Origin of the sequence: Oerskovia sp. USHLN155 (assembly GCF_037145535.1) — a bacterium.
Classification (GTDB): Bacteria; Actinomycetota; Actinomycetes; order Actinomycetales; family Cellulomonadaceae; genus Oerskovia; species Oerskovia rustica.
This window is the reverse complement of the sequence record NZ_JBBCXG010000001.1, coordinates 581,070-605,988: the sequence shown is the minus strand read 5'-3', so window position 1 is coordinate 605,988 and position 24,919 is coordinate 581,070. Positions and strand designations below refer to the sequence as shown.

At 72.2% G+C, this 24,919-nt stretch carries 22 protein-coding genes; 1 reads left to right on the top strand and 21 read right to left on the bottom strand.

Features of this window, described 5'->3' with window-relative positions; translation table 11 throughout:
• Nucleotides 1–180: 180 nt before the first annotated feature.
• A complete protein-coding gene (gene hisD, locus WFH32_RS02675; RefSeq protein ID WP_191795675.1) occupies nucleotides 181–1,506 on the bottom strand; it encodes a histidinol dehydrogenase in 1,326 nt (441 codons plus the stop codon).
• Nucleotides 1,507–1,600: 94 nt separating this feature from the next.
• On the opposite strand from hisD, the gene WFH32_RS02670 reads away from it, so the two are divergent.
• Nucleotides 1,601–1,828, top strand: coding sequence for an RNA-binding S4 domain-containing protein (locus WFH32_RS02670; RefSeq protein ID WP_138824712.1), 228 nt, complete (start codon nucleotides 1,601–1,603; stop codon nucleotides 1,826–1,828).
• A 36-nt stretch (nucleotides 1,829–1,864) separates the two neighbouring features.
• Here the strand turns inward: WFH32_RS02670 and WFH32_RS02665 are convergent, their stop codons facing one another.
• The 20 genes from WFH32_RS02665 to WFH32_RS02570 all read right to left on the bottom strand — a co-directional run bounded on the left by WFH32_RS02665 (nucleotide 1,865) and on the right by WFH32_RS02570 (nucleotide 24,695).
• Nucleotides 1,865–2,272 (bottom strand): pyridoxamine 5'-phosphate oxidase family protein, encoded by a 408-nt coding sequence (locus tag WFH32_RS02665; RefSeq protein WP_191795674.1) that lies wholly within the window; start codon nucleotides 2,270–2,272, stop codon nucleotides 1,865–1,867.
• Between the two features lie 10 nt (nucleotides 2,273–2,282).
• Nucleotides 2,283–2,813 (bottom strand): NUDIX domain-containing protein, encoded by a 531-nt coding sequence (locus WFH32_RS02660; RefSeq protein WP_336706143.1) that lies wholly within the window; start codon nucleotides 2,811–2,813, stop codon nucleotides 2,283–2,285.
• A complete protein-coding gene (dnaE, locus tag WFH32_RS02655; RefSeq protein WP_191795673.1) occupies nucleotides 2,810–6,367 on the bottom strand; it encodes a DNA polymerase III subunit alpha in 3,558 nt (1,185 codons plus the stop codon). The genes WFH32_RS02660 and dnaE overlap by 4 nt, the downstream gene beginning before the upstream one ends.
• A gap of 178 nt (nucleotides 6,368–6,545) precedes the next feature.
• Nucleotides 6,546–7,013 (bottom strand): GNAT family N-acetyltransferase, encoded by a 468-nt coding sequence (locus WFH32_RS02650; RefSeq protein ID WP_191795672.1) that lies wholly within the window; start codon nucleotides 7,011–7,013, stop codon nucleotides 6,546–6,548.
• 43 nt (nucleotides 7,014–7,056) lie between these two features.
• Nucleotides 7,057–7,995: an RluA family pseudouridine synthase gene (locus WFH32_RS02645; protein ID WP_191795671.1), complete on the bottom strand. Its 939-nt coding sequence runs from the start codon at nucleotides 7,993–7,995 to the stop codon at nucleotides 7,057–7,059.
• On the bottom strand, nucleotides 7,995–8,774 hold the full coding sequence (locus WFH32_RS02640; RefSeq protein ID WP_336706142.1) for a signal peptidase II: 780 nt from the start codon (nucleotides 8,772–8,774) through the stop codon (nucleotides 7,995–7,997). Before WFH32_RS02640 ends, WFH32_RS02645 begins: the two co-directional genes overlap by 1 nt.
• Nucleotides 8,775–8,880: 106 nt before the next feature.
• Nucleotides 8,881–9,342, bottom strand: a complete 462-nt coding sequence (locus WFH32_RS02635) for a TraR/DksA family transcriptional regulator (protein ID WP_138824718.1) — start codon at nucleotides 9,340–9,342, stop codon at nucleotides 8,881–8,883.
• 162 nt (nucleotides 9,343–9,504) lie between these two features.
• Nucleotides 9,505–10,161, bottom strand: coding sequence for a DivIVA domain-containing protein (locus WFH32_RS02630; RefSeq protein WP_138824719.1), 657 nt, complete (start codon nucleotides 10,159–10,161; stop codon nucleotides 9,505–9,507).
• 156 nt (nucleotides 10,162–10,317) lie between these two features.
• Nucleotides 10,318–10,602 (bottom strand): YggT family protein, encoded by a 285-nt coding sequence (locus WFH32_RS02625; protein WP_191795669.1) that lies wholly within the window; start codon nucleotides 10,600–10,602, stop codon nucleotides 10,318–10,320.
• 26 nt (nucleotides 10,603–10,628) lie between these two features.
• On the bottom strand, nucleotides 10,629–11,114 hold the full coding sequence (locus WFH32_RS02620) for a cell division protein SepF (protein ID WP_030150500.1): 486 nt from the start codon (nucleotides 11,112–11,114) through the stop codon (nucleotides 10,629–10,631).
• A 143-nt stretch (nucleotides 11,115–11,257) separates the two neighbouring features.
• A complete protein-coding gene (locus tag WFH32_RS02615) occupies nucleotides 11,258–12,043 on the bottom strand; it encodes a polyphenol oxidase family protein (protein WP_336706140.1) in 786 nt (261 codons plus the stop codon).
• A gap of 3 nt (nucleotides 12,044–12,046) precedes the next feature.
• A complete protein-coding gene (gene ftsZ, locus WFH32_RS02610; RefSeq protein WP_138824721.1) occupies nucleotides 12,047–13,360 on the bottom strand; it encodes a cell division protein FtsZ in 1,314 nt (437 codons plus the stop codon).
• A gap of 173 nt (nucleotides 13,361–13,533) precedes the next feature.
• Nucleotides 13,534–14,439 carry a cell division protein FtsQ/DivIB gene (locus tag WFH32_RS02605; RefSeq protein ID WP_336706138.1) on the bottom strand — a complete coding sequence of 302 codons (906 nt, stop codon included), beginning with the start codon at nucleotides 14,437–14,439 and terminating at the stop codon, nucleotides 13,534–13,536.
• Nucleotides 14,440–14,642: 203 nt separating this feature from the next.
• The gene (murC, locus tag WFH32_RS02600; RefSeq protein WP_336706137.1) at nucleotides 14,643–16,160 is read right to left on the bottom strand and encodes a UDP-N-acetylmuramate--L-alanine ligase; all 1,518 of its coding nucleotides are present in this window, start codon (nucleotides 16,158–16,160) and stop codon (nucleotides 14,643–14,645) included.
• The gene (gene murG, locus WFH32_RS02595) at nucleotides 16,157–17,281 is read right to left on the bottom strand and encodes an undecaprenyldiphospho-muramoylpentapeptide beta-N-acetylglucosaminyltransferase (protein ID WP_191795666.1); all 1,125 of its coding nucleotides are present in this window, start codon (nucleotides 17,279–17,281) and stop codon (nucleotides 16,157–16,159) included. Before murG ends, murC begins: the two co-directional genes overlap by 4 nt.
• 126 nt (nucleotides 17,282–17,407) lie before the next feature.
• Nucleotides 17,408–18,658 (bottom strand): FtsW/RodA/SpoVE family cell cycle protein, encoded by a 1,251-nt coding sequence (locus WFH32_RS02590; RefSeq protein ID WP_191795665.1) that lies wholly within the window; start codon nucleotides 18,656–18,658, stop codon nucleotides 17,408–17,410.
• A gap of 391 nt (nucleotides 18,659–19,049) precedes the next feature.
• Nucleotides 19,050–20,510 carry a UDP-N-acetylmuramoyl-L-alanine--D-glutamate ligase gene (gene murD / locus WFH32_RS02585; protein ID WP_336706134.1) on the bottom strand — a complete coding sequence of 487 codons (1,461 nt, stop codon included), beginning with the start codon at nucleotides 20,508–20,510 and terminating at the stop codon, nucleotides 19,050–19,052.
• On the bottom strand, nucleotides 20,510–21,610 hold the full coding sequence (gene mraY, locus WFH32_RS02580) for a phospho-N-acetylmuramoyl-pentapeptide-transferase (RefSeq protein ID WP_191795663.1): 1,101 nt from the start codon (nucleotides 21,608–21,610) through the stop codon (nucleotides 20,510–20,512). Before mraY ends, murD begins: the two co-directional genes overlap by 1 nt.
• On the bottom strand, nucleotides 21,607–23,007 hold the full coding sequence (locus WFH32_RS02575; RefSeq protein WP_191795662.1) for a UDP-N-acetylmuramoyl-tripeptide--D-alanyl-D-alanine ligase: 1,401 nt from the start codon (nucleotides 23,005–23,007) through the stop codon (nucleotides 21,607–21,609). Before WFH32_RS02575 ends, mraY begins: the two co-directional genes overlap by 4 nt.
• Nucleotides 23,004–24,695: a UDP-N-acetylmuramoyl-L-alanyl-D-glutamate--2,6-diaminopimelate ligase gene (locus WFH32_RS02570; RefSeq protein ID WP_191795661.1), complete on the bottom strand. Its 1,692-nt coding sequence runs from the start codon at nucleotides 24,693–24,695 to the stop codon at nucleotides 23,004–23,006. Before WFH32_RS02570 ends, WFH32_RS02575 begins: the two co-directional genes overlap by 4 nt.
• Nucleotides 24,696–24,919 lie beyond the last annotated feature (224 nt).

The window sequence follows — 24,919 nt, the reverse complement described above, 5'->3', positions numbered from 1 at the left end:
GGGGGGGGGGGGGGCGCGCCCGGGGCGGCGCGCGGGCGGGGCCGGGCGGGGGGGGGGGGGGGGGGGGGGGGGGGCGCCGGCCCCGGCCGCCGCCCGGGCGGGGGGGGGGCCGGCCCCCCCCCCCCCCCCCCCCCCCCCCCCCCCCCCCCCCCGCTCTCATCGCCTCGGGTGGTGCCGCGACTACTGGAAGCGCGCCTTGATCGCCTCGCCGTGCGCGGGCAGGTCCTCGTCGTTCGCGACGGCCACGATGCGGTCGGCCAGCTCCTGGAGCGCGTCGGCCGAGTACTCGACGACCTGCACCGCGCGCAGGAAGCTGTGCACCCCGAGCCCGCTCGAGTAGTGCGCGCACCCGCCGGTCGGCAGGACGTGGTTGGACCCCGCCATGTAGTCGCCCAGCGGGACGGGCGAGTACGGGCCGACGAAGATCGCGCCCGCGCTCTGCACCCGCTCGGCGACGGCGGCGGCGTCGGCCGTCTGGATCTCGAGGTGCTCGGCACCGTACGAGTCGACGACGTCGAGGCCCTGCTCGAGGTCGTCGACCACGATGATCGCGGACTGCGGCCCGGACAGCGCCTGCGCCACGCGTGCCGCGTGCTTGGTCTCGGGGACGAGGTCCACGAGGCGGGCGTCGACCGCCGCGGCCAGCTCGACCGACGGCGTCACGAGGACAGCTGCGGCGTCGGGTGTGTGCTCGCCCTGGCTGATCAGGTCGAGCGCGACGTGCGTCGGGTCCGCGCCGCCGTCCGCGAGGATCGCGATCTCTGTGGGACCAGCCTCGGAGTCGATCCCGACGACACCACGCACGAGGCGCTTGGCGGCCGCGACGTAGATGTTCCCCGGACCCGTGATGACGTCGACGGGCTCGCACAGGAAGTCGCCGTCCTGCGGCTCACTGCCTGTGGCGCCGTACGCGAACATGCCGATCGCCTGCGCACCACCGACCGCATAGACCTCCTCGACACCCAGCAGCGCGCACGCCGCGAGGATCGTGGGGTGCGGCAGGCCGTCGTTCTCGCGCTGCGGAGGCGAGGCCACCGCGAGCTCGCGCACACCGGCCTCCTGGGCCGCGACGACGCTCATGATGACCGACGACGGGTAGACCGCGATCCCGCCGGGCACGTAGAGCCCGACGCGACGCACGGGGATCCAGCGCTGGCGGACCTGCGCCCCGGGGGCCAGGTCGACCGAGAAGGGCTGGGGGCGCTGCGCGGCGTGCACCGTGCGGACACGGCGGATCGCCTCCTCGAGACCGTCGCGCACGAGCGGGTCGAGCGTCTCGAGCGCGGCCGACAGGCGCTCGGTCGGGACCCGCAGGTGGACCGGTCGCACGCCGTCGAACCGCTCCGAGAGGTCCCGCAGCGCGGAGGCGCCGTGCAGGCGGACGTCATGCAGGATCGGGGCGACCTTCTCCGCGGCGTCCTCGACGCCGATCTCCGGACGAGGCAGGATCTCCGTGAGCTCACGGGGAGACAGGGAACGACCACGCAGGTCGATGCGATTGATCACCGACCCATCGTAGGCCGGGCCGCGAACCGACCTCCAGGCCATTCAGCAGGTGGGCAGTTCTCCGGCACGCCCCGGACGCGAGAGAATGGCTCTCATGACCACGACACCCACGGTGGAGATCACCGACGACGTCATCCGCCTCGGCCAGTTCCTCAAGCTCGCGAGCCTCGTCGAGTCCGGCGCCCACGCGCGCGACCTCATCTCCGAGGGAGAGGTCCAGGTCAACGGCGAGGTCGACACGCGTCGTGGGCGCCAGCTGCACAAGGGCGACGTCGTGACGGTCGACGTCCCGACCGGTCAGATCGGCGCGATCGTCGGCTGACCACGGTGCACGGGGCCCCGACCGTCCGCGGCCCGGTCAGAAGGCCATGTAGCTCGAGCTCATGACCTTGTCCGCGACGATCCGCAGGACGACGCGGCGCGGGTTGACGCGCGGCTCCTTGTAGCGCCGCGTGTACCGCCGCACGGCCTCGGCGACCTCGTCGGGGTCGCGCGAGACCGAGACGGTGCCCTCGAGCGTGATCCAGCGCCCGCCCTCGACCTGGCACACCGCGGCCCGGGGGTGGGCGCCGTCGGAGGTGAGGCGCTCTGCGTTGAGGGCCTTGACCGACGTGTCGTTGGTCGTGATGCGCACGACCCCGGTCTCGGGGTCCCACGTGAAGCCCACGGGGACGACGTGCGGGCTGCCGTCCTCCCGCAGGGTGGTCAGGGTCGCCAGGTGGCGCTCGGTCACGAAGACGCGCTGCTCGGGGGTCAGGTGGATCACGACCGCGAGTCTACGTGTCCTCCGGGGCCTCGAAACCGTAGGTCGTGACGGGTGGCACGACGCCTCGCGCGAGAGCGTCGAGCACCACGGCCTCGTGCGGCACGAGGGGCTCGGGCAGGTCCGACAGCGCGAACCAGCGCAGGTCGGCGGCTTTCTCCCGCTCCTCGATCACGGGCTCGCCGGACCACGTGCGGCACGTGAAGAAGAAGTCGACCCGCTGCTCGACCGGTCCCCCGTCCGGGCGCGTACGGTGCATGACCGTGAGCGGCTCGAGGTCCGTCGTCGCGACCTCGATGCCCAGCTCCTCGCGCGCCTCACGCCGGGCAGCCGCCAGCACGCTCTCCCCCTGCTCGACGTGCCCGGCCGCTGCCGCGGCCCAGTGACCGTCCATGTACCCGGTGTTCTGCCGGAGCTGGAGCAGGACCTCGTCGCCGCGGCGCAGCAGCACGTAGGCCGCCGGGACCACCTGGAACCGCCCCGGCGAACCGTCCGCCGCCGGGACGTACCCGCCCGCGTCCTCCCGGCCCACGTCCGGGCTCACACGGTGAGGCACGTCGGGCCGAGCAGCGCCTTGAGGTCGCCGTACAGCGCCGGGCTCTTCGCGACCCGCAGGGTGTCCTCGAGCCGCATGACCTTGGTCCGCCCGGGGCTCGTGAGCTTGAGGTGGACCTCGGTCACCCCCGGGTGCGTCGAGAGGATCTCGCGCAGCTTCTCGACCACGGGCTGGGTGCAGCGAGACTCGGGCAGGCTCACGAGCACCGGCGTCTCGGCGACCGTCGAGATGTCCGGGAGCGAGACCTCCATGGCCTGGAGCTGCATGGTCTCGTCGCGGCGTCGCACCCGCCCGCGCAGCACCACGACCTGGTCCTCGGCGAGGATCGTCGAGTACGCGAGGTAGGTCTCGCCGAAGAACATGACCTCGACGCCTCCCTCGAGGTCCTCGATCGTCACCGCGGCCCACGGGTTGCCGTTCTTGCTCATCTTGCGCTGGAGCGAGGTGATGAGCCCGGCGATGACGACCGTCGAGCCGTCGGGCCTGGCCTCGTCGGCCATGAGGGCCGCGATCGACGTGTCGGCCGCGCGGGTCAGCACGTGCTCGAGCCCCGACAACGGGTGGTCGGACACGTAGAGGCCGAGCATCTCGCGCTCGAAGGCGAGCCGCTGCTTCTTGTCCCAGTCCGGGATGTCGGGCACGTCGACGCTGAAGGACATGGCGGGGTCCTCGCCGCCGAGGTCCGCGAAGAGGTCGAACTGCCCCTTGGCCTCCTCGCGCTTGACGCTGATGACCGAGTCCACGGCCTGCTCGTGGACCACGAGCAGGGCGCGCCGCGCGTGGTCGAGCGAGTCGAACGCCCCCGCCTTGATGAGCGACTCGATGGTCCGCTTGTTGCAGACCACGGCGGGGACCTTGTCGAGGAAGTCGGTGAAGGACGCGAACGTCCCCTTGTCCTCGCGCGTCGCGACGATCGCGTCCACGACGTTCGCGCCCACGTTGCGGACCGCCGTCAGGCCGAAGCGGATGTCCTTGCCGACGGCGGTGAAGTTGGCCGACGACGAGTTCACGTCCGGCGGCAGGACCGTGATCCCCATGCGGCGGCACTCGTTGAGGTAGAGGGCCGACTTGTCCTTGTCGTCGCGCACGCTCGTGAGCAGCGCGGCCATGTACTCGGTCGGGTAGTTGGCCTTGAGGTACGCGGTCCAGTAGGACACCACGCCGTAGGCCGCGGAGTGCGCCTTGTTGAACGCGTAGTCCGAGAACGGCAGCAGGATGTCCCACAGCGTCTTGACCGCGGCCATGGAGAAGCCGCGCTCCTTCATGCCGTTGGAGAAGCCCTCGAACTGCTTGTCCAGCTCGGACTTCTTCTTCTTGCCCATCGCGCGGCGCAGGATGTCGGCCTGGCCGAGCGAGTACCCGGCGACCTTCTGCGCGATGGCCATGACCTGCTCCTGGTACACGATCAGGCCGTACGTGGTCCCCAGGATGTCCTCGAGGGCTTCCTCGAGCTCGGGGTGGATGGGAGTGACCTCCTGCATCCCGTTCTTGCGCAGCGCGTAGTTGGTGTGCGAGTTGGCACCCATGGGGCCGGGGCGGTACAGCGCGCCCACGGCCGAGATGTCCTCGAAGTTGTCGGGGCGCATGAGCTTGAGCAGGGTCCGCATGCCGCCGCCGTCGAGCTGGAACACGCCCAGGGTGTCGCCGCGGCCCAGGAGGTCGTACGTCTTGGGGTCGTCGAGCGTGAGCGCCTCGAGCTCGACCGGGTCCTTGCCGTTCATCACGATGTTCTCGAGCGCGTCGTCGAGGATCGTGAGGTTGCGCAGACCCAGGAAGTCCATCTTGATCAGGCCGAGGCCCTCGCACGTGGGGTAGTCGAACTGCGTGATGACCGCGCCGTCCTGCAGGCGCCGCATGATCGGGATGATGTCGATGAGCGGCTCGCTCGACATGATGACGCCGGCCGCGTGCACGCCCCACTGGCGCTTCAGGCCCTCGATGCCCTTGGCGAGCTCGACGACGCGCTGGGCGTCGGGGTCCGCCGAGTGGATCTGGCGGAACTCGTCGGCCTCGTTGTACCGCTTGTCGTCGGGGTTGAAGATCCCCGTGAGCGAGATGTCCTTGCCCATGATCGCGGGCGGCATGGCCTTGGTGAGCTTCTCCCCCATCGCGAAGGGGAAGCCGAGGAGGCGCGAGGAGTCCTTGAGGGCCTGCTTGGCCTTGATGGTGCCGTAGGTGACGATCTGGGCGACGCGGTCCTCGCCGTACTTCTCCGTGACGTAGCGGATGACCTCACCGCGACGACGCTCGTCGAAGTCGACGTCGAAGTCGGGCATGGACACACGGTCCGGGTTGAGGAAGCGCTCGAAGATCAGGCCGTGCTGCAGCGGGTCGAGGTCCGTGATGCGCATCGCGTACGCGGCCATGGAGCCCGCACCCGAGCCACGTCCCGGCCCCACGCGGATGCCGTTGTCCTTGGCCCAGTTGATGAAGTCGGCGACGACGAGGAAGTAGCCCGGGAAGCCCATCTGCACGATGACCTGGGTCTCGTACTCGGCCTGCTTGCGCACGGCGTCCGAGATGCCGTCCGGGTAGCGGTAGTGCAGCCCCTTCTCGACCTCCTTGATGAACCAGGAGGTCTCGTCCTCGCCCGGAGGGCAGGGATAGTTGGGCATGTAGTTCGCGGACGTGTCGAAGCTGACCTCGCACTGCTCGGCGATGAGCAGCGTGTTGTCACAGGCCTCGGGCAGCTCTTTCCAGATGTGGCGCATCTCGGCGGCGGACTTCACGTAGTAGCCGTCGCCGTCGAACTTGAAGCGGTCCGGGTCCGCGAGCGTGGAGCCGGAGTTGATGCACAGCAGCGCCTCCTGGGAGTGGCTGTCCTCCTTCTTCACGTAGTGCAGGTCGTTCGTCGCGACGAGCGGGGCGCCGATGGTCTCCGAGAGGCGCAGCAGGTCCTTGATGACGCGGCGTTCGATGTCGAGCCCGTGGTCCATGAGCTCGACGTAGAAGTTCTCCTTGCCGAACACGTCCTGGAGCTCGCCGGCGGCCTGCACGGCCGCGTCCCACTGGCCGAGGCGCAGCTTGGTCTGGATCTCGCCCGACGGGCAGCCCGAGGACGCGATCATGCCCTTGCCGTAGCGCTCGAGCAGGTCCCGGTCCATACGGGGCCACTTGCCCATCTGGCCGTCGAGCGAGGCGAGCGAGCTCGCCCGGAAGAGGTTGTGGAGGCCCTCGTTGTTGCGGGCCCACATCGTCAGGTGCGTGTACGCGCCACGGGCCGACACGTCGTCGGACTCCTGGCCCTTCTCGCCGAAGCGCACGCGCGTCTGGTCGAAGCGGCTCGTTCCCGGCGTGACGTACGCCTCGACGCCGATGATGGGCTTGATGCCCGCCTGGGTCGCCTTGGACCAGAAGTCGAACGCCCCGAAGATGTAGCCGTGGTCCGTCGTCGCGATGGCCTTCTGCCCCAGTCGCGCGGTCTCCTCGAAGAGGTCTCCGAGCCGCGCGGCGCCGTCCAGCATCGAGTACTCGGTGTGGACGTGGAGGTGGACGAAGTCGTCGGACTTCTGGGTGCTTCCGGGGGCGACGGCAGACGGCATGCGACGAGTCTAGATCGAGCCACCGACGCCTCTCGGCGTGTCGCCTGCCGACACCGGCGTGTGCCTCGTCTCATGCCCTAGGTCGACGCTCGTCCCCTGCCCGACGGCGCCGCGTGCCTCCGCGGAGCGCCTCGGCGGGCCCGTGGCGATCGGCGCGGCACGCGTCGGGGAACGCCCCTCAGTCGTGCGAGCGCAGGATCCTCGCGGCGTCGCGGTGGTCGATCCCCGCGTCGAGGTAGACGGGCCCGTACACCTGGTAGCCGAGGCGTTCGTAGAAGCCCGTGGCCTGCGTCTGCGCGCTGAGCTCGATCCGGACGCTGCCGTCCGGCGCGTGCTCGGCGAGCGCGATCTCCTCGAGCGCCCGCATGACCGCTGCACCCGCGCCGGTGCCTCGCGCAGCGCGCGCCACCGCGACGCGCCCGACGTGCACCTCGCCCGGGTGGGCGGGATCGGTCAGCAGTCGCCCGGTCCCCACCACGTCCCCCGCAGGGTCCCGGACCACGACGTGCGTCGTGGTCGGCGCGAAGTCGGCGTCGTCGATCTCCTCGGCGAGCGGGACGTGCTGCTCGTCCACGAAGACCGCCAGGCGCAGCGCGTGCGCCTCGGTGAGCTGCTCGGGCGTACGGACCCGTTCTGTCGTCAGCATCGTCGTCCTTCCGTCGGTGGACCGGCGAACCCCGCCGGCCCGGTCAGGAGTACGCCCCGCGCACGACCTCGAGCGCTCGCGCCAGGTCGTCGGGGTACTCGCTCGTGACCTGCGTCCACTGCCCCGTCGCCGGGTGCTCGAAACCGAGCTGCACCGCGTGCAGCCACTGCCGCGTGAGCCCGACCTTCTTGGCCAGCACCGGGTCCGCACCGTACGTCAGGTCCCCCACGCAGGGGTGGCGAAGCGCCGAGAAGTGCACGCGGATCTGGTGCGTGCGGCCGGTCTCGAGGTGCACCTCGACGAGCGAGGCCGCCGGCAGCATCTCGAGGACCTCGTAGTGCGTCACCGAGGGCTTGCCCTCGGCCGTGACCGCGAACTTGTAGTCGGCCGACGGGTGGCGCCCGATGGGCGCGTCGATCGTGCCGGTCGTCGGCTCGGGGTGCCCCTGGACGAGCGCGTGGTAGACCTTCTCGACCGTGCGCTCCTTGAAGGCGCGCTTGAGCACCGAGTACGCGAGCTCGCTCTTGGCCACGACCATGAGCCCGGACGTGCCGACGTCGAGCCGGTGAACGATGCCCTGGCGCTCCGCGGCCCCCGACGTCGAGATGCGGTACCCCGCGGCGATCAGGGCGCCGACGACCGTCGGCCCCGTCCAGCCGGGCGAGGGGTGCGCCGCGACGCCGACGGGCTTGTCGATGACCACCACGTCGTCGTCGTCGTACACGATCTTCATGCCCGGGACGGGCTCGGCGACGATCTGCGGCGTGGACGCCTCGGGCTCGTCGGGGATCTCGACCTCGAGCCAGGCCCCGGCAACCAGGCGGTCGGACTTGCCGAGCTCCCGACCGTCGACGCGCACCCCACCCGCGGCGGCGACCTCGGCCGCACGCGTGCGGGACAGGCCCAGCAGGCGTGCGAGGGCCGCGTCGACCCGTTCGCCGGCCAGCCCGTCCGGGACCGGGAGCGAGCGCACCTGTCCCATCAGGACTCCGTCCCGGCCGTCGGGCCGGACGTGGCCGCCGTGCCCGGCGCGCCGGAACCCTGGGGTCCGGCGCTCGGGGAGGTCTTCGTGGGAGCGCCCGGCTCGGGAGCGTCGGTGGTCCGCTCGGCGGCGCCCCCCTCCTCGTCGGCGTCGTCCTTCGCCTGCTCCTGCTCCTGCTCCTGGTCGACGTGGCGCTGCCCGTCGATGCCGATCCCCTGGACCGACAGGATCGCGATCATCACCGCGGCCGCCACGACCGCGATGTCCGCGACGTTCCCGATGAACAGGTCCCCGTACCCGATGAAGTCGACCACGTGGCCCTGCGCGAAGCCCGGCTCGCGGAAGATCCGGTCGATGAGGTTGCCCAGCGCCCCACCGAGCAGCAGCCCGAGGGCGACGGCCCAGCCGCGTGACCCGATCTTGCGCATGCTGCGCAGGATGAACACGATCACGACCGTGACGACGATCGTCAGGATCCAGGTGTAGCCCGAGCCGATCCCGAGCGCCGCCCCTTCGTTGCGGATGAACGTCAGGTGGAGCCACTCGCCGAGGAGCTCGATGGTCTCGCGACCCTCGAGCTCTGCGACGGCCCAGATCTTGGTGACCTGGTCGACCAGGATCACGAGGGCCGCGAGCACCACGACCCACAGGACGAGGCGCCGCGGGGCCACGGTCGTGCGCGGCCGGACGTCCGTGGTGGGGGCCGCGGACACGACCTCGGTGCCACCCGCGGACGGGTCGGCGGGCACGGGCTGCTGGGGAGAGGGAGTCGATGGCATCGGCGGCAAGTCTGCCATGTCCAGCCGCTGGTCAACGATCCGGGACGGCGAAGGCCACCGTCCCCGGTGGGGACGGCGGCCTCCTCGCGTGCGCCGGGCGGTCGCGTCAGCGACGTTCCTCGCGCTGCTTCGCCTCGACGGACAGGTTCGCCCGCGGGTAGGCCTGCAGGCGCGCCTTGCCGATCGGGAGCCCGGTCGCCTCGCACGTCGCGTAGGTCCCGGCCGCGATGCGGTCGAGCGCGTGCTTGGTCTGCTCGAGCAGGTCCCTCATGTTGTTGACGAGGGTGAGCTCCTGCTCACGTTCGAGCGCGCTGGACCCGGAGTCCGCCTGGTCGTCGCCCGCACCGTCCCCCGAGTTGCGCAGGAGCTCCGAGAGCTCCTGGTCGGCCTCGGTCAGCTCTCGCTCGAGGCGCTCGCGCTCCTCCAGCAGGGTCGCTGCCTGCTCCTCCGCCTCCTTGAGCGTCCACGGCTCCTCGCCGTCACGCACGGGGAAGGACTTGACGTCGCGAGCTAGGTTCGGGAACTGCTGTCGTACGACCGCGCGCGTCGCGGTGCTGAGCTTGGTCATGTCGCCCCTCCGGTTCGAGTTGCGGTGAGAGTAGACGCCGCCTGCCGGTACGCACAACGCACCACGCCGGATGGACCGGTGTGGTGCGTCGTCACGGACCGACCGGCGGCGAACCCTGTGGTCCGCACGCCTGGTGTGATCGTCTGCCAGGTGGCAGGTGGACTAGATGCCCGCGCTGAGGTCGCTCGAGCGACCCGCGCCGGAACCGCTGCGGGGCGGGAGAGCGCTGCCGCGGTTGTCGAGGTCCCCCATGAGGTTCTGCAGGTAGCTCTTGAGGCGCGTGCGGTAGTCCCGCTCGAAGAGACGGAGCTCGTCGATCTTGCGCTCGAGGAGCGAACGCTCCTGCTCGAGCTGGGAGAGCGTGCGGTGCGAGGTCTCCTCGGCCTCCTGCACGATCCGGGTCCCCTCCTCCTTCGCTTCCGCGATGAGGCGGTCGCCCTCCTGCTGGCCCGAGCGCACGTAGTCGTCGTGCAGCTTCTGGGCGAGCTGGAGCATGCCGGTGGCGGACTCCGGCTCGGCCGTCGGCTTGCCCAGGGCGGGCGCGACGCTCGCCACGACGGGTGCGGGCTCCGGCGCGGACGGGGTCTCGACCACGGCCGGCTTGGACGGCGCCGAGGCGTCGGCCCGGCTGAGCTCGGCGACGCGTCGCTCCGCTGCGGCCAGCTTGGTCTTGAGGTCGTCGTTCTCCTCCTGCACGGAGTTGAGCGTCCTCACCACCTCGTCCAGGAAGTCATCGACCTCTTCGACGTCGTATCCCTCGCGGAACTTCGTCGCGGAGAACTTCTTGTTCAGGATGTCCTCTGCTGTCAGCAGTGCCATCGTCTCACCTCAATGCGTTTGCGCCGTCAGTCCGGGCGATCTCGAGATCGCCACAGTCCAAAGTAGCGGAGATTGTCAGCGGAGGCGGCCTCCGACCGGGGACCCTTGAGGGGCCACCGGCCGAGAGATCGCCGGGTTGTCAGGATTTCTACACGTTTAGATCGAGCCGAGGATCTGTGCAGCGAACGACACTGCGAGGAAGAGCACGATGAAGCCGAGGTCGATCCGCACCTGACCGAGGGTCAGGGGCGGGATGACCTTGCGCAGCGCTCGGAGCGGCGGGTCGGTCAGGGTGTAGATGGCCTCCGCCAGCACGAGCATGACACCGCGCGGGCGCCAGTCCCGGGCGAAGACCTGCACCCAGTCGAAGACCACCCGTCCGATGAGCACCACGAGGTAGAGGCCGAGGACGAATGCCAGCAGATCGAAGACGAAATTCACAGGGTCAACTGTGCCAGAGTCCGCGGTCAGCTCTGGTTGAAGAAGCCGGCCCGGCTCACCGGAGGCTCGGGAGCCTGCTCCTCACCGGTGATCTCGACGTGCTCGGGAGAGAGCAGGAAGACCTTGTTGGTGACTCGCTCGATGGCTCCGTGCAGCCCGAAGATGAGGCCCGCGGAGAAGTCGACGAGCCGCTTGGCGTCCGCGTCGTCCATGTCGGAGAGGTTCATGATGACGGGGGTGCCGCCACGGAACGCCTCCCCGATGACGCGGGCGTCGTTGTAGGAGCGCGGGTGCACGGTGGTGATCCGGCGGAGCTCGGCTGCTGACATGCTCGTCTGGGGTACCTCTCGTGGGGCGACCGTCCGGTGCAGCGGGGTCACCTGAGCCTGGTAGTCGGTCGGCACGTCGGCCCCCAAGTCGTCGTACTCGTCGATGAACTCTTCCTGGTCGCCCTCGCCTCGATCATCAGCGAGGCCCAGGTAAAGCATGGTCTTGCGAAGTGCTCCGGCCATCGCCCTCTCTCCGTCCTCATGTCGACTGCTGGTTCCGTGCTTTGCACGCTAACCCAGCCCCGGACACGCGCGTGATGCGACACGCCCAGGAACCGACAACGGGCCGGGGGGTGAGAAACGGCACGCCGAGGCCCGGCGTCCGGTCACTCGAGGGCTATGACGCCCGCGAACCGCCCCGTCGTGGTGCCGCCGCGGGTCGCGAGACGGTGGGAGTAGAAGCGCTCGTCCTCGAGGGTGCAGATCCCGGTCTCGACGACGGTGCGCACGCCGGCGGCGCGCAGCTCCGCGACGACCCCTGCGGGCAGGTCGAGCGCCGGGGTCCCCCAGCTCGTGGTCGACGACGTGCCGGGACGGACCGCGGCGACCTCGTCGCGCATCTGCTCGGGCACCTCGTAGCACCGCCCGCAGGCAGCGGGCCCGACGACGGCGCGCACCTGGTCCACGCGTGCACCTTGGGCGACGAGCGCCTCGAGCGCCGCACCGACGACCCCGTCGAGCAGGCCCTGGCGCCCCGCGTGGGCGACCCCGACGACCCGGGCGTCCGGGTCCGCGAGCAGGACCGGGACGCAGTCCGCGACCAGGACCCCGAGGCCGAGCCCCGGCTGGGCCGTCACGAGAGCGTCCTGCTCGCCGCACGTGGCGGCGCCCGTCCCTGCCTCGACCCGCGCCAGCCTGTCGGCCGCCGAGAGCACGCGGACGTCGGCGCCGTGCACCTGGGTGCCGAAGACCAGTGGCGCGCCGAGCCACCGGCCGACCGCGTCACGGTGTGCGAGGACGCGCTCGGCGTCGTCGTCCACCCCCAGCCCGAGGTTGAGCCCGGACCAGGGTCCGGGCGAGGACCCACCGGCACGGCCCGTGAACGCAGCACGCACCCCCGGCCCGAGGTCGACCTCGAGAACCGGGGGTGCGGGGAGTGCAGGATCGAGCACGGGCTACTTCAGGAAGTCGGGGACGTCGAGGTCCTCGACCTTGCGCCGGACGGGCTCCTCGTCGTACAGGCGGGGAACCTCGACCTGGGCGGACCGCTCGGCCGCCGACTGCTCGGCGTTGACGTTCTCCTCGGTCGGGACGACGCTGAACGTCGGGATCGGCGCGTAGCCGGCCGAGACCGTCGCCGCACCGCCCCCGAAGGTCACCGGGACGTCGTCGGGCTCCGAGGTGATCGGGACCACCGGGCGCGGGAGCGTGTGGCTTCCCGTGGCCGTCGGCACCGCCGCGGGCAGCGGTGCCGGTGCGGGCGGGGCCGCGGGCGTGCCGGCGACCTGGCCCAGCGCGCGGGCGTCCTTGCGGATCTGGGGCGTGCCGCCGTCGAACCCGGCCGCGATGACCGTCACGCGGACCTCGTCACCCAGAGCGTCGTCGATCACCGCACCGAAGATGATGTTCGCCTCGGTGTGCGCCGCCTCGTGGACGAGCCGTGCGGCCTCGTTGATCTCGAAGAGCCCGAGGTCGGAGCCACCCTGGATCGACAGCAGGACTCCGTGCGCGCCGTCGATGCTCGCCTCGAGCAGCGGGGAGGAGATCGCGAGCTCGGCGGCCTGGACGGCCCGGTCCTCGCCCCGCGCGGACCCGATGCCCATGAGGGCGCTGCCCGCCCCCTGCATGACCGACTTCACGTCGGCGAAGTCGAGGTTGATCAGGCCCGGGGTCGTGATGAGGTCCGTGATGCCCTGGACACCCGAGAGCAGGACCTGGTCTGCCGAGTGGAACGCGTCGAGCGCCGAGACGTTGCGGTCCGACATCGACAGGAGCCGGTCGTTGGGGATGACGATGAGGGTGTCGACCTCGTTGCGCAGGGCCTCGATCCCCTGGTCCGCCTGGACGGACCGACGACGCCCCTCGAACGTGAAGGGTCGCGTGACGACACCGACGGTCAGGGCGCCGAGCGAGCGGGCGATGCGGGCGACGACGGGCGCTCCACCGGTCCCGGTGCCACCGCCCTCGCCCGCCGTGACGAAGACCATGTCGGCGCCCCGCAGGACGTCCTCGATCTCCTCGGCGTGGTCCTCGGCCGCCTTCTTGCCCACCTCCGGGTCGGCACCCGCCCCGAGGCCGCGCGTGAGCTCGCGCCCGACGTCGAGCTTGACGTCCGCGTCGGACATCAGCAGCGCCTGCGCGTCGGTGTTGATGGCGATGAACTCGACGCCCTTGAGACCGACCTCGATCATCCGGTTGACGGCGTTCACGCCACCACCGCCGATGCCGACCACCTTGATCACTGCTAGGTAGTTCTGCGGAGTTGCCACGTCAATGCCTCTCGATCCTGTAGCCCTCAACCTTCACCCTCAACTAGAGGGTTATAGTTATGTCAGGTTGTGCTGTGTCGACGGTAGGTGCCCGTCCCTGCCGTATCAACGACCCGCCCGCGCGTGTCGGCGAAAACCTGCGCCATGGTCCATGTCACACCGTCCCCGACCGCTCACCGACTGATCGGCATCGTGGGGGCCGACACGTCGAAGAGCGTGACCCCCTGGTTCTCCGGCAAAGCCCGCAGCGCCTGGAGCACCCGGACCTTGAGCGCCGCATCCTCCTCGTTGCCCCACTCGACGACCGCGCCGTCGCGCAGCGTCATGGTGACCGCGTCCTGCGTCGGAGCCGTGACCTCGGCGACCTCGGCGCGCAGCTCCGGAGGGAGCGCGTTGAGCACGATACGAGCCGCACGCAACGACCGCGCACCCTGCTCGTCGAGCGTCACACCGATCTCCGGCAAGCCTTCCGGCACCGCGTCGACCGTACCGACCTGGACCCCGTCGCGGTCCAGCAGGGCGAAGGCGCCCTCGTGAGGGACGGCTGCCACGGGCTCCCTCGACTCGAGGGTCACGCTCAGCCCGTCGGGCCAGACCCGCAGGATGCGCGCGTCGCGCACACCGTTGAGGTCGAGGATCGCGTCCCGCAGACCGATCGTGTCCACCCGGGGCAACGGGACCTCCGAGACCCGCGCCACGACCTGCTCGACCTGGGCGACGTCGATCACCGTCCCCTCCCCCGAGATCTCGACCTTGGCCGGGTCCGTCCCGAGCAGCGGCGAGAAGAGCACGACCCACACCCCGACCGCGACCGCGAGCACCGCCGCGGCCCACCCCAGGACCCGGTTCCTGAGCCGGTGCCGACGCATCGCGGCCTTCTCGGCCAGACGGTCCGCCATCCCGGTCGAGACGACCCGGTCGACCGGTCGGCTCCCCTGCCCGCCGACCGCCCTGACGAAGGGGACGGGGGCCGACGCCGGACGCTCCCGTCCTGCGGTCCGTCCCGGAGGCTCGGCACGTGCGAGCTCGCTGCCGCGGAGCACGAGCGGCTGCGTCGCGACGTCGTCGTCCGTCCCCACCGTACTCGCGGAGCGACGAGTGCCCGAGGCTCCGCCGGTCGTCCCCACGTCGTCCCAGCCCTGTGCCTCGGTCGCCTCGACGGGCCGTGCGGGTCCGCCCGCACCACGGTCAGCGAGAGGCCCTGCCGGCTGCGTCGGCCGAGGCTGCGCAGGACGCGCGGCCGGACGAGGCGCGGCGGGCCGGGGACGGGACGGCGGACGCATCAGTCGTCGCCCTCCCCCGCGGGCGCGGCGGACTCCTGCCCCGAGAGCGCGTCGAGCACCACCGCGCCGAGCTCGGTCACGTCCCCCGCCCCCACCGTGAGCAGCAGGTCGCCGGGACGCGCCGAGGCGGCGATCGTGCGAGCCGCCTCGAACCGGTCCTCGACGCCCCGGGCCGACCCGTCGGCCATGAGGTCGGTGATGGTCCACGAACCTGTGGTCGGGTCGGGGTCCTCCCGCGCCGCGTACACGCCCGTGACGACGACCTCGTCGGCCAGGGACAGCGCGTCGGCGAACTCCCGTGCGAAGGTACGCGTGCGGGAGAACAGGTGCGGCTGGAAGAGCACGAGCACCCGACCACCGGCCGCCACGGGCCGAGCCGCGGCCAGGAGCGCTGCGACCTCGGTGGGGTGGTGCGCGTAGTCGTCGACCACCCGCACGCCGCCAGCCTCGCCCCGCGCCTCGAAGCGTCGACCGGTCCCCAGGAACTCCCCGACGCCCGACACCGCCCGCTCGGCGCTCACGCCCAGCAGGATCGCGGTCGCGACCGCCGCGGCAGCGTTGAGCGCGTTGTGCGCACCGGGCACCTGCAGGCGCAGGTCGAGGCCCAGGCTCGCGTCCCCGTCCGGCGCACCGGCGAGCGGTCGGGCGGCCCCGCCCTCTGCGTCACGGGCGACGGTGAGCCGCGCGGCCACCCCCGCGGCGCCGTCGGGCCGGACGTCCGACAGCCGCACGTCGCTGCCCGGCGACGTGCCGTACGTGACGACCCGGCCGCCTGCCGCGTGGTGCGCGTCGGCCAGGGCTCGAGCGCCCTGGTCGTCCGCGCACGCGACGAGGAACCCGCCCGGCGCGATGCGCTGCGCGAAGGCGACGAACGCCTGCTCGAACGCCTCGCGCGAGCCGTAGTGGTCCAGATGGTCGGGCTCGACGTTCAGCACGACCGCGATGGTCGGGGCGTAGTTCAGGAACGAGCCGTCCGACTCGTCGGCCTCCGCGACCACGACGTCGCCTGCACCCAGGTGCCCGCCGGGGATCGCGCCGTCGCTCGTGATGACCGAGCCCCCGATCGCGAAGGACGGGTCGAGACCCGCCGACCGCAGGGTCGTCGCGACCATGGCCGACGTCGTGGTCTTGCCGTGCGCGCCCGCGACCGCCACCGAGCGCCCCCGCGCCATGAGCGCGGCGAGCGCCTCCGAACGGTGCAGCACGCGCAGACCCGCGGCTCGCGCCGCGACCAGCTCGGGGTTGTCGGGGCGCACCGCGCTCGACAGCACGAGCGTGTCGGCCCCGGTGACGTTGCCCGCCTCGTGCCCCACGTGGACGGTGACGCCGTCCGCGCGCAGCGCCTCGACCACGGCGCTGTCCTTGGCGTCCGACCCCTGGACCCGCACCCCGCGCGCGACGAGCAGGCGGGCCACGACGGACATGCCCGCGCCGCCGATACCGACCAGGTGGACGGTCCCCAGGTCCTCGAGCGCCGGAGGTGCCACCGCGGGCCGGCCGCCGCCCGGGCCCGTCATCGCGAGCTCCCTGCTGCCTTCACGACCAGGTCGGCGACCCGTGCCGTCGCGTCCTGGACCCCGGCACGCGAGGCGAGCGAGGCCATGGTGCGCAGGCGGTCGCCGTCGGTGACCAGCGCCGGGACGTTCACGGCCACCCACTGCGCGGTGAACGCCTCGTCCTCGACGAGGATGCCGCCCCCGGCCCGCACGAGCGGCCCGGCGTTGAGCCGTTGCTCGCCGTTCCCGATGGGCAGCGGCACGTAGACCGCGGGGATGCCCAGGGCGGCGAGCTCGCTGACGGTCCCCGCACCCGAGCGGCAGACCACGAGGTCCGCGACCGCGTACGCGAGGTGCATCTCCGCGAGGTACTCGCGCACGTCATAGCCCTCCAGCCCCGCCACCGCGGCACGCACCGCGTCCGCCTTGCCCCGGCCGGTCAGGTGCAGGACCTGCGCCCCCGTCGCGAGGATCTCGCGTGCCGCGCCCGACACCGCCTCGTTGAGGCTCTGCGCGCCGAGCGAACCACCCGTGACGACCACGGTCGGGCGCGCCGGGTCCAGGCCCAACGACGCCGCGGCGTTCGCACGGACCGTCGGGGCGTCGACCCCGCGGTCGCGGATCAGGTCGGCGATCTCCCAGCGCAGCGGCAGCCCCGTGACGACGCCGCCCTTGAGCGGGGTCCCCTCGAACGTGAGCGCGACCGACGTCGCCCAGCGGGCCCCCGCCCGGTTCGCCAGACCCGGGCGCGCGTTCTGCTCGTGGATCACGATCGGGACGCCACGGCGGTGCGCCGCGATGTACGCGGGGGTCGAGACGTAGCCGCCGAAGCCCACCACGACCTCGGCCCGGGTCTCGTCGATCACGGCCCCCGCGGCCTCGACCGCGGCCTTGAGCCTGCCCGGCAGGGCGACCCACTCGCCGCTGGGACGGCGCGGCAGCGGCACCTTGGGCACGAAGCGCAGCGGGTACCCGCGCGCCGGCACCAGGTCCGCCTCGAGCCCGCTCTCCGTCCCGAGCACGGTCAGGACCGCCTCGGGGTTGCGTGCGCGCAGCTCGTCCGCGACCGCGAGCAGCGGGTTGACGTGCCCCGCCGTCCCGCCGCCTGCGAGCACCACCGAGCCGACTGAAGAGCTCACCACGTACCTGTCACCTGTCCTTGCTGTCGCTGCTGCTGTCTGTCCCGGGAAGGCCCGGAGTCCTGAGGGTAGCCGTGCGCACCGGCCGAGAGCCCCGGTGCCCGGGCGCCGCGCCCGTGCCGGCCCGGGTCATCGCTGCTGGGAGCGTCGGTGCGGAAGGGCGCGTCGCCCGGCGTGCCCGACGACGGCGAGCGACCTGCGCACGACGCTCCCCCGGGCGCTGAGCGCCTCGCGCGCCCCCGGCTCGTCGCGCGCGAACGAGATGACGACGCCGAGCGCGGCCATGGTCGTGATGAGTGCCGAGCCGCCCGAGGAGACCAGGGGCAGCGGGACGCCGATCACGGGGACGATGCCGATCACGACCCCGATGTTGATGAACGCCTGCCCGACGATCCAGCACGCGATGCCCGCGGTCGTGATCTTCACGAACGGGTCCGGGTGCCGGCGGATCACGCGGCTCATCGCGAGCCCGAGGACCGCGAAGAGCGCGAGGACGAGGAGCGTGCCGAGCAGGCCCAGCTCCTCGCCGATCACACCGAAGATGAAGTCGTTGTGCGCCTCGGGGAGATAGCTCCACTTCTCGCGGCTCGCCCCCAGGCCCACGCCGCCGAACCCGCCGGTGCCGAGGGCCCACAGTCCGTGGACCGACTGGTAGCACCCCGTGCCCACGTTCGCGTCGGTGGTGTCGCAGACGCCCGCGTAGGTCGCGAGGAACCGGCTCGTGCGGTTGGAGCTCTCCTGCATGGCCACGAACCCGACGCCGACCACCAGCGCGGCGATTCCTCCCGCCGTCGCCAGGAGCCTCCAGTCGACACCGGCGACGAAGAACGCGCCCGCGACGAGCAGCAGGATCACGAGCATGGTGCCCAGGTCGTGGCCCGCCAGGACCAGGCCCATGACCAGCAGCGCGCCCGGGACCGCCGGGACGATCGCGTGCTTCCACGAGCCCAGCAGCCGCTGCTTGCGGCCGAGCACCACCCCGAGCCACACCGCGAGCGCGAGCTTGGCCGGCTCCGAGGGCTGGACGTAGAACGAGCCGAAGTTCAGCCAGTTCAGGTTGCCGTTGACCTCCTTGCCGAGCGGGCTGAAGATCAGGACCTGGAGGAGCAGGCTGACACCCAGGAGCGGCCAGGCGGCGTGCCGGTAGAAGCTCGTGGGCAACCGGGTCGCGACCAGCAGCACGGGCAGGCCCATGAGGGCGAACCGCGCCTGGGTGAAGAACGCCTCGTACGGCGAGCGGCCCGCGGCGATCTCCGTGACCGCCGAGCTCGACAGCACCATGACCAGGCCGATGATCGCGAGCAGGGTCGTCGCGCCGACCAGCAGGTAGTAGCTCGTCACCGCGCTGTCCCACTGACCGAGCCAGGCGCGCTCCTGCACGGTCGTTCTCCTGGTCGCCCGCGTCCGCCGACGGGGGGTGCCCGCCTTCGCCGTCGTGGCGTCCTTGCGTCGCCCGAGCAGCCCCGTCGCGGCCGTGCCCGTCGCGCGAGCCGAGGGCCTGGCCCTGGCGGAGGTCCTGGTGGTGCCGGTCGGCTTGCCGGTCCCGGCGGTCCGGGGCGTCCCGGAGCCGCCGGTGCCCGCCTTCGGGCGGGTCCTGGTGGCTCCCCCCGTCTCGCTCCCCTTGGCGCGGACCGGGTTCGAAGGCGCAGGCTTCCCGGCCTGGCGAGCGGTCGCCGGCCGGGCGTCGCCCGGGGCCGGAGGCTTCGGCGTGGAGCGGCCCGCGGCCGAGCGGGACGCAGGCCCGCGCCCACTCGTCGTCTGGGCCACTGGGCTACCCCTCCAGCTCGGTCTCGGAACCTGTCAGGTCGTGGACAGCGCGCACGAACGCGTCGCCGCGGGCCGCGTAGGACGCGAACTGGTCCATCGACGCGCACGCGGGCGCGAGCAGGACCGTGTCCCCGGGGACGGCGAGTCCGCGGGCGCTGGACACCGCGCGTTGCATCACCGTCCCAGTGTCACCGGGATCGACACGGACCACGGGGACATCGGGTGCGTGTCGGGCCAGTGCACCCGCCAGAGGCTCGGGATCGACCCCGATCAGCACGACCGCGCGCAGCCTCGACAGGCGGACGCGCACCAGCTCGTCGAACGTCGCCCCCTTGGCCAGTCCGCCCGCGACCCAGACCACGGACCCGGGCGCGAAGGCGCCGAGCGCCGCGGCGGCGGCGTGCGCGTTCGTCGCCTTCGAGTCGTCGACGTACGAGACGCCGTCGACCGTCGCGACGTGCGCGATCCGGTGGGCGCCCGGGCTGAACGAGCGCAGGCCGTCCCGGACGGCACGTGCGTCGACCCCGTGCGCCCGGGCGAGCGCGGCGGCCGCGAGGGCGTTGGCGACGACGTGCACGGGCACCACGCCGTCGGGGCCTGCGAGGTGCGCGAGGTCCGCGAACGTCGCGAGCTCCTGCGCGCTGCGGTGCCGCGCAGGGTCGTCCGGCGCCGTGTGGAACGCACGGTCCACGAGGACGTCCTCGATCACGCCGAGCTGTGCGCGCGCGGGCGCCCCGACCGTGAACCCGACCGCCCGGGCTCCCTCCTCGACGTCGGCCTCCCGGACGAGGTGCTCGGTCCGGGGGTCCGCCACGTTGTACACGCAGGCCACCTGGGCACGCTCGTAGATGCGGCCCTTGTCGCCCGCGTAGGCGTCGAGCGAGCCGTGCCAGTCGATGTGGTCGGGCGCGACGTTGAGCACGGCCGCGGCCCGGGCCGACATGCTGTGCGTGAAGTGGAGCTGGAAGCTCGAGAGCTCGACCGCGAGCACGTCGATGTCGGGGTCGAGCGCGGCGGTCACGACCGGCGTGCCGACGTTCCCCACCGCTGCGGCGCGCAGCCCCGCGGCGGACAGGATCGACGTGAGCATCTCGACCGTGGTCGTCTTGCCGTTCGTCCCCGTGACCGCGAGCCACGGCGCGTACGACCCGTCGGCGCGCGGGGTGCGCAGCTGCCACGCGAGCTCGACCTCGCTCCAGACGGGCACACCGGCCTCCCGGGCAGCGACCAGCAGGCCCGACGACGGCGCCCACCCCGGCGACGCGACCACCAGGTCGATCGTCGACAGGTCGACGCGTGCGGCGTCCTGCACGTCGGCGTCGGGCGCCGCGCGGTCCACCGTGACGACCGAGGCCGCTCGAGGCGTCAGCGCGGCGAGCGCGGCACGCCCCGAGACACCGAGCCCGGCGACCAGGACGCGTGCCCGCTCCCACGGGACCCGCAGCGCATGGGCGGCGTCGGACACTAGCTGACCACCCACTCGGCGTAGAAGATCCCGAGGCCCAGGCCCGCGAACAGCCCCGCGATCAACCAGAACCGGATGACGATCGTCACCTCGCCCCAGCCGGACAGCTCGAAGTGGTGGTGCAGCGGTGCCATCTTGAAGACGCGCTTGCCGGTCATCTTGAAGTACCCGATCTGGATGACGTCGGAGAGCACGATGATGACGAACAGGCCACCGATGATCACCGCGAGCACCTCGGTGCGGGACAGGATCGTCAGGCCGGCCAGCGCACCGCCGAGAGCGAGCGAACCGGTGTCCCCCATGAAGATCTTCGCGGGGCTCGCGTTCCACCACAGGAAGCCCACGCAGGCGCCCATGATGGCGGCGGCGACGATCGCCAGGTCCTGCGGGTCACGGACCTCGTAGCAGCGCGGCCCGGCGGCGTCGAGGATCTGGCAGCTCTGGTTGAGCTGCCAGATGCTCACGAGGATGTAGCTGCCGAACACGATCACGGACACGCCCGTGGCCAGGCCGTCGAGCCCGTCCGTCAGGTTCACCGCGTTGGACCACGCCGTGATGAGGAAGTTGGCCCACAGGACGAACAGGACGAGGCCGACCGTGGCCCCCGCGAACGCGAGGTCGAGGTTCGTGTCCCGCAGGAACGAGATGTGCGTCGAGGCCGGGGTCCGGAAGTTCTCGTTGGGGAACTGGAGGGCCAGGACCGCGAACGTGATACCCACGACCCCCTGGCCGACGATCTTGGCCCGCGGGGACAGGCCCAGGCTGCGCTGCTTGCGGATCTTCGTGAAGTCGTCGAAGAAGCCGACCAGCCCCAGCCCTGTCATGAGGAACAGCACGAGGAGGGAGGACACGCTCGGCGTCCTCGGCGTGTCCGAGACGATCGACGACACGACGTAGGACATCGCCCAGCCGATCAAGGTCGCCCCGATGATGACGACCCCGCCCATGGTGGGCGTACCACGCTTGGTGAAGTGCGCCGTCGGGCCGTCCTGGCGGACGAACTGGCCGTAGTTGCGGTGGATCAGGAACTTGATGAAGAGCGGGGTGCCCAGGAGGGCCACGAGCAGCGAGACGCACGCGGAGACGAGGATCGCGATCATGCGCGCACCTCACCCGCGAGCTCGTCGCCCAGGCGCCACAGGCCCGAGCCGTTCGAGGACTTCACCAGGACCACGTCGCCCGGCAGCAGCTCGTCGCGCAGCAGCGCGGACGCGGCCTCGACGTCAGGCACGAACCGAGTCTCATCGCCCCAGGACCCCTCTTGGGTGGCGCCGTCGTGGATACCGCCGGCACCGTCACCGACCACGACGAGCAGCTTGATGTTCAATCGGACCACGAGACGGCCGATCTCGTCGTGAGCGGCGCGCGAGTCGGGCCCGAGTTCTCGCATCTCGCCCAGGACCGCGACCGACCTGCGCTCGCGCCCTGCCATGACCGCGAGGGCCTTGAGGGCCGCACGCATCGAGTCGGGGTTCGCGTTGTACGAGTCGTCGATCACCGTGATGCCGTCGGCGCGCTGCGTGACGGCCATGCGGTGCGGGCTGATCGCGGTCGCCTCAGCCAGGCCCGCAGCCACGAGCCGGGGGTCGAGACCGAGCCGGATCGCCGCGGCGGCGGCCGCGAGCGCGTTGGCGACGTGGTGCTCGCCCACGAGCCGGAGCTGGACCGGGAAGGTCTCCTCGGTGCCGCGCACGCGCAGGTCGAACGACGCGCACCCGGCACGGTCCATCCCGATGTTCTCGGCGCGCACGTCGGCCGCAGGGATGGTCCCGAACGTCACGACGGGCCCGGGCGCGACGCCCGCCATCGCGACGACGCGCAGGTCGTCCGCGTTGAGCACGGCCGTCCCTCCCGGGGCGAGGCCCGTGACGATCTCGGCCTTGGCGGTGGCCACGGCCTCGATCCCGCCGAACTCCCCCAGGTGGGCGCTGCCCACCGCCAGGACCACGGACACGTCCGGGGGCGCGATCCGGGTCAGGTAGGTCAGGTGACCGATTCCGCTCGCGCCCATCTCCAGGACCAGGTAGCGGGTCGAGGGGTCGGCCTCGAGCACGGTCAGCGGCAGACCGATCTCGTTGTTGAACGATCCCCTCGGGACGACCGTGCGCCCGTGGGGCGTCAGGAGCTGGCCCAGGAGGTCCTTCGTGGTCGTCTTGCCCACCGACCCGGTGATCCCGACGACCTGGAGGTCGCCCGCGGCACGCAGGCGCCGCAGCACCTCGCGCGCCAGGGCCCCGAGCGCGGTCTGCACGTCCTCGACCACGACCGCGGGCGCGTCGACGTCGCGCGCGGCCAGGACGAGCGCCGCCCCCTTGTCGACCGCGACCGGCACGAAGTCGTGCCCGTCGACGTGCTCACCGGGGAGCGCCACGAAGAGCGACCCCGTGCGCACCAGGCGGGAGTCGACGACGACCGAGCCGGTCACCCTCACGTCCGGGTCGGCGGCCAGCCGCCCACCGGTCGCTGCGGCGACCTCCGCCGCAGTCAGCTCGATCATTCTCCGTGCTCCTTCGTCGTCTCGTGGCGCGCAGCCAGTGCGGCACGCGCCTCCACCCTGTCGTCCAGGGCGTGGTCCACCCCGGCGATCTCCTGCCAGACCTCGTGGCCTCGGCCCGCGACCAGGACCGTGTCCTGGGGGGCGGCCTCACGGATCGTGTCACGGATCGCGGTGGCCCGCGGCGCGACCTCGACCACGGTGTGCGCGCGAGGCGCTCCCCCGTGCCCGACGCCGTCGCGCGCCCCGGCGACCTGGTCCACCTCGGCGGCCTGCTGTGCCGCCCTCGCCCCGGCGAGCACCTCGGCGCGGATCGCGGCGGGGTCCTCCCCGTGCGGGTCGTCGTCCGTGATCACGACCACGTCGGCGCCCTCGACCGCGACCGCGCCCATGCTGGGTCGCTTGCCCTTGTCCCGGTCGCCGGTCGCGCCGAAGACCACGACGAGGCGTCCCGTCGTCGTCGGGCGCAGGGCGGCCAGGGCGAGCGAGAGCGCGTCCGTGTTGTGCGCGAAGTCGACCACGACGCGGGGCGCGGTGCCCACGACCTCCATGCGCCCGGGGACCTGGGCGCTCACGCCGCCCGCCCCTTCGAGCGCCGCAGCGACGTCGCGCGGGTCAGCGCCCGCCTCGAGGACCATCGCCAGCGCGAGCGCCGCGTTGGCCACGTTGAACCCGCCGGGCAGCGTGGTCGAGGTCCGCAGCTCGCGACCGTCGCGGTGGCGCAGCACGAACGTGCTGCCCGTCCCTGCGGCCGCGTCGACGGCACGTACGTCGGACACGGTCCAGTCCGCCCCAGCCCCCGCGCCGTCGGCAGTGTCGGTACCGCCGGTGACGGCGAGCGTCGAGACCGGGATCGTCGCGACCTCGGCCAGGCGCCGGCCCCAGGCGTCGTCGACCACGACCACGCCCCGACGGGCGTGCTGCGGGGTGAAGAGCGCGGCCTTGGCCTCGAAGTACTCCTGGAGGTCTCCGTGGAAGTCGAGGTGGTCCTGGCTCAGGTTCGTGAAGCCCGCCACGTCGAACACGATGCCGTCCACGCGGTGCAGCGACAGCGCGTGCGAGGACACCTCCATCGCGAGGGTCCCGACCCCGTCCTCGCGCATCGTGGCGAGCAGGGCCTGCAGGTCGGCCGCCTCGGGCGTCGTCAGGCGGCTCGGCAGGACCCGGTCGCCCGAGCGCATCTCGACCGTGCCGATCAGTCCACCCTTCCAGCCGAGCGTGCGCAGGACGTGGTCCAGCAGGTACGTCGTGGTCGTCTTGCCGTTGGTGCCCGTCACGGCGAACGTCGTCAGCTGCGTCGCGGGCTCCCCGTACACCCAGGCCGCGACGCGCCCCAGGACGGCGCGGGGGTCCTCGGTCACGAGGACCGGCACACGCTTCTCCCCCGCGTCGGCGAGCAGTCGCGCTCCCTGCGGGTCCGTCAGCACGACCCGTGCGCCACGGGAGATCGCGTCGCTCGCGAACCTCGCACCGTGCGTGCCCGCGCCGGGCAGGGCGACGAAGAGGTCGCCGTCGGCGACGACACGGTTGTCCGAGGCCACGGACCAGATCTCGGCCGCACCGAGGGCGTCCGGTCCCTGGTCCGACGCCGTCCCCCCAGCGGCGGCGGCAAGGCCGAAGGTGGTCGCGAGCTCCCGGGCCGTGCGGTGCACGGACGTGGCGGGACGAAGGCGGTCGATCGGGGATGTCACGAGTAGAACCTACCGTGCGTCGGGGTCTCGCCCGGTCGGCGAGGACGCCCGGACCGGGTACTTCACGGGACCTTCACGCGCGCCGGGCGTCCTCGGCGCACACCGGGGCCGCCCGTGTGGGAACCCCCACAGGGCGGTCCCGCGAAACCCGCGCACGGACCGCGCGGCCGAGGGCCCGTGGGTGGCGGGCCGGTCCTACGTCCCACCCTCTCCCCCGGCCTCGC

Excerpts from the sequence above, each read along its gene's own strand:
- WFH32_RS02650 (WP_191795672.1), bottom strand. The coding sequence starts at position 7,013 with ATGCTGACGACAGAACGGGTCCGTACGCCCGAGCAGCTCACCGAGGCG.
- WFH32_RS02620 (WP_030150500.1), bottom strand. The coding sequence starts at position 11,114 with ATGGCCGGAGCACTTCGCAAGACCATGCTTTACCTGGGCCTCGCTGAT.
- WFH32_RS02635 (WP_138824718.1), bottom strand. The coding sequence starts at position 9,342 with ATGACCAAGCTCAGCACCGCGACGCGCGCGGTCGTACGACAGCAGTTC.
- WFH32_RS02630 (WP_138824719.1), bottom strand. The coding sequence starts at position 10,161 with ATGGCACTGCTGACAGCAGAGGACATCCTGAACAAGAAGTTCTCCGCG.
- WFH32_RS02645 (WP_191795671.1), bottom strand. The coding sequence starts at position 7,995 with ATGGGACAGGTGCGCTCGCTCCCGGTCCCGGACGGGCTGGCCGGCGAA.
- WFH32_RS02640 (WP_336706142.1), bottom strand. The coding sequence starts at position 8,774 with ATGCCATCGACTCCCTCTCCCCAGCAGCCCGTGCCCGCCGACCCGTCC.
- WFH32_RS02575 (WP_191795662.1), bottom strand. The coding sequence starts at position 23,007 with ATGATCGAGCTGACTGCGGCGGAGGTCGCCGCAGCGACCGGTGGGCGG.
- WFH32_RS02670 (WP_138824712.1), top strand. The coding sequence starts at position 1,601 with ATGACCACGACACCCACGGTGGAGATCACCGACGACGTCATCCGCCTC.
- murC (WP_336706137.1), bottom strand. The coding sequence starts at position 16,160 with ATGACGGGCCCGGGCGGCGGCCGGCCCGCGGTGGCACCTCCGGCGCTC.
- dnaE (WP_191795673.1), bottom strand. The coding sequence starts at position 6,367 with ATGCCGTCTGCCGTCGCCCCCGGAAGCACCCAGAAGTCCGACGACTTC.
- mraY (WP_191795663.1), bottom strand. The coding sequence starts at position 21,610 with ATGATCGCGATCCTCGTCTCCGCGTGCGTCTCGCTGCTCGTGGCCCTC.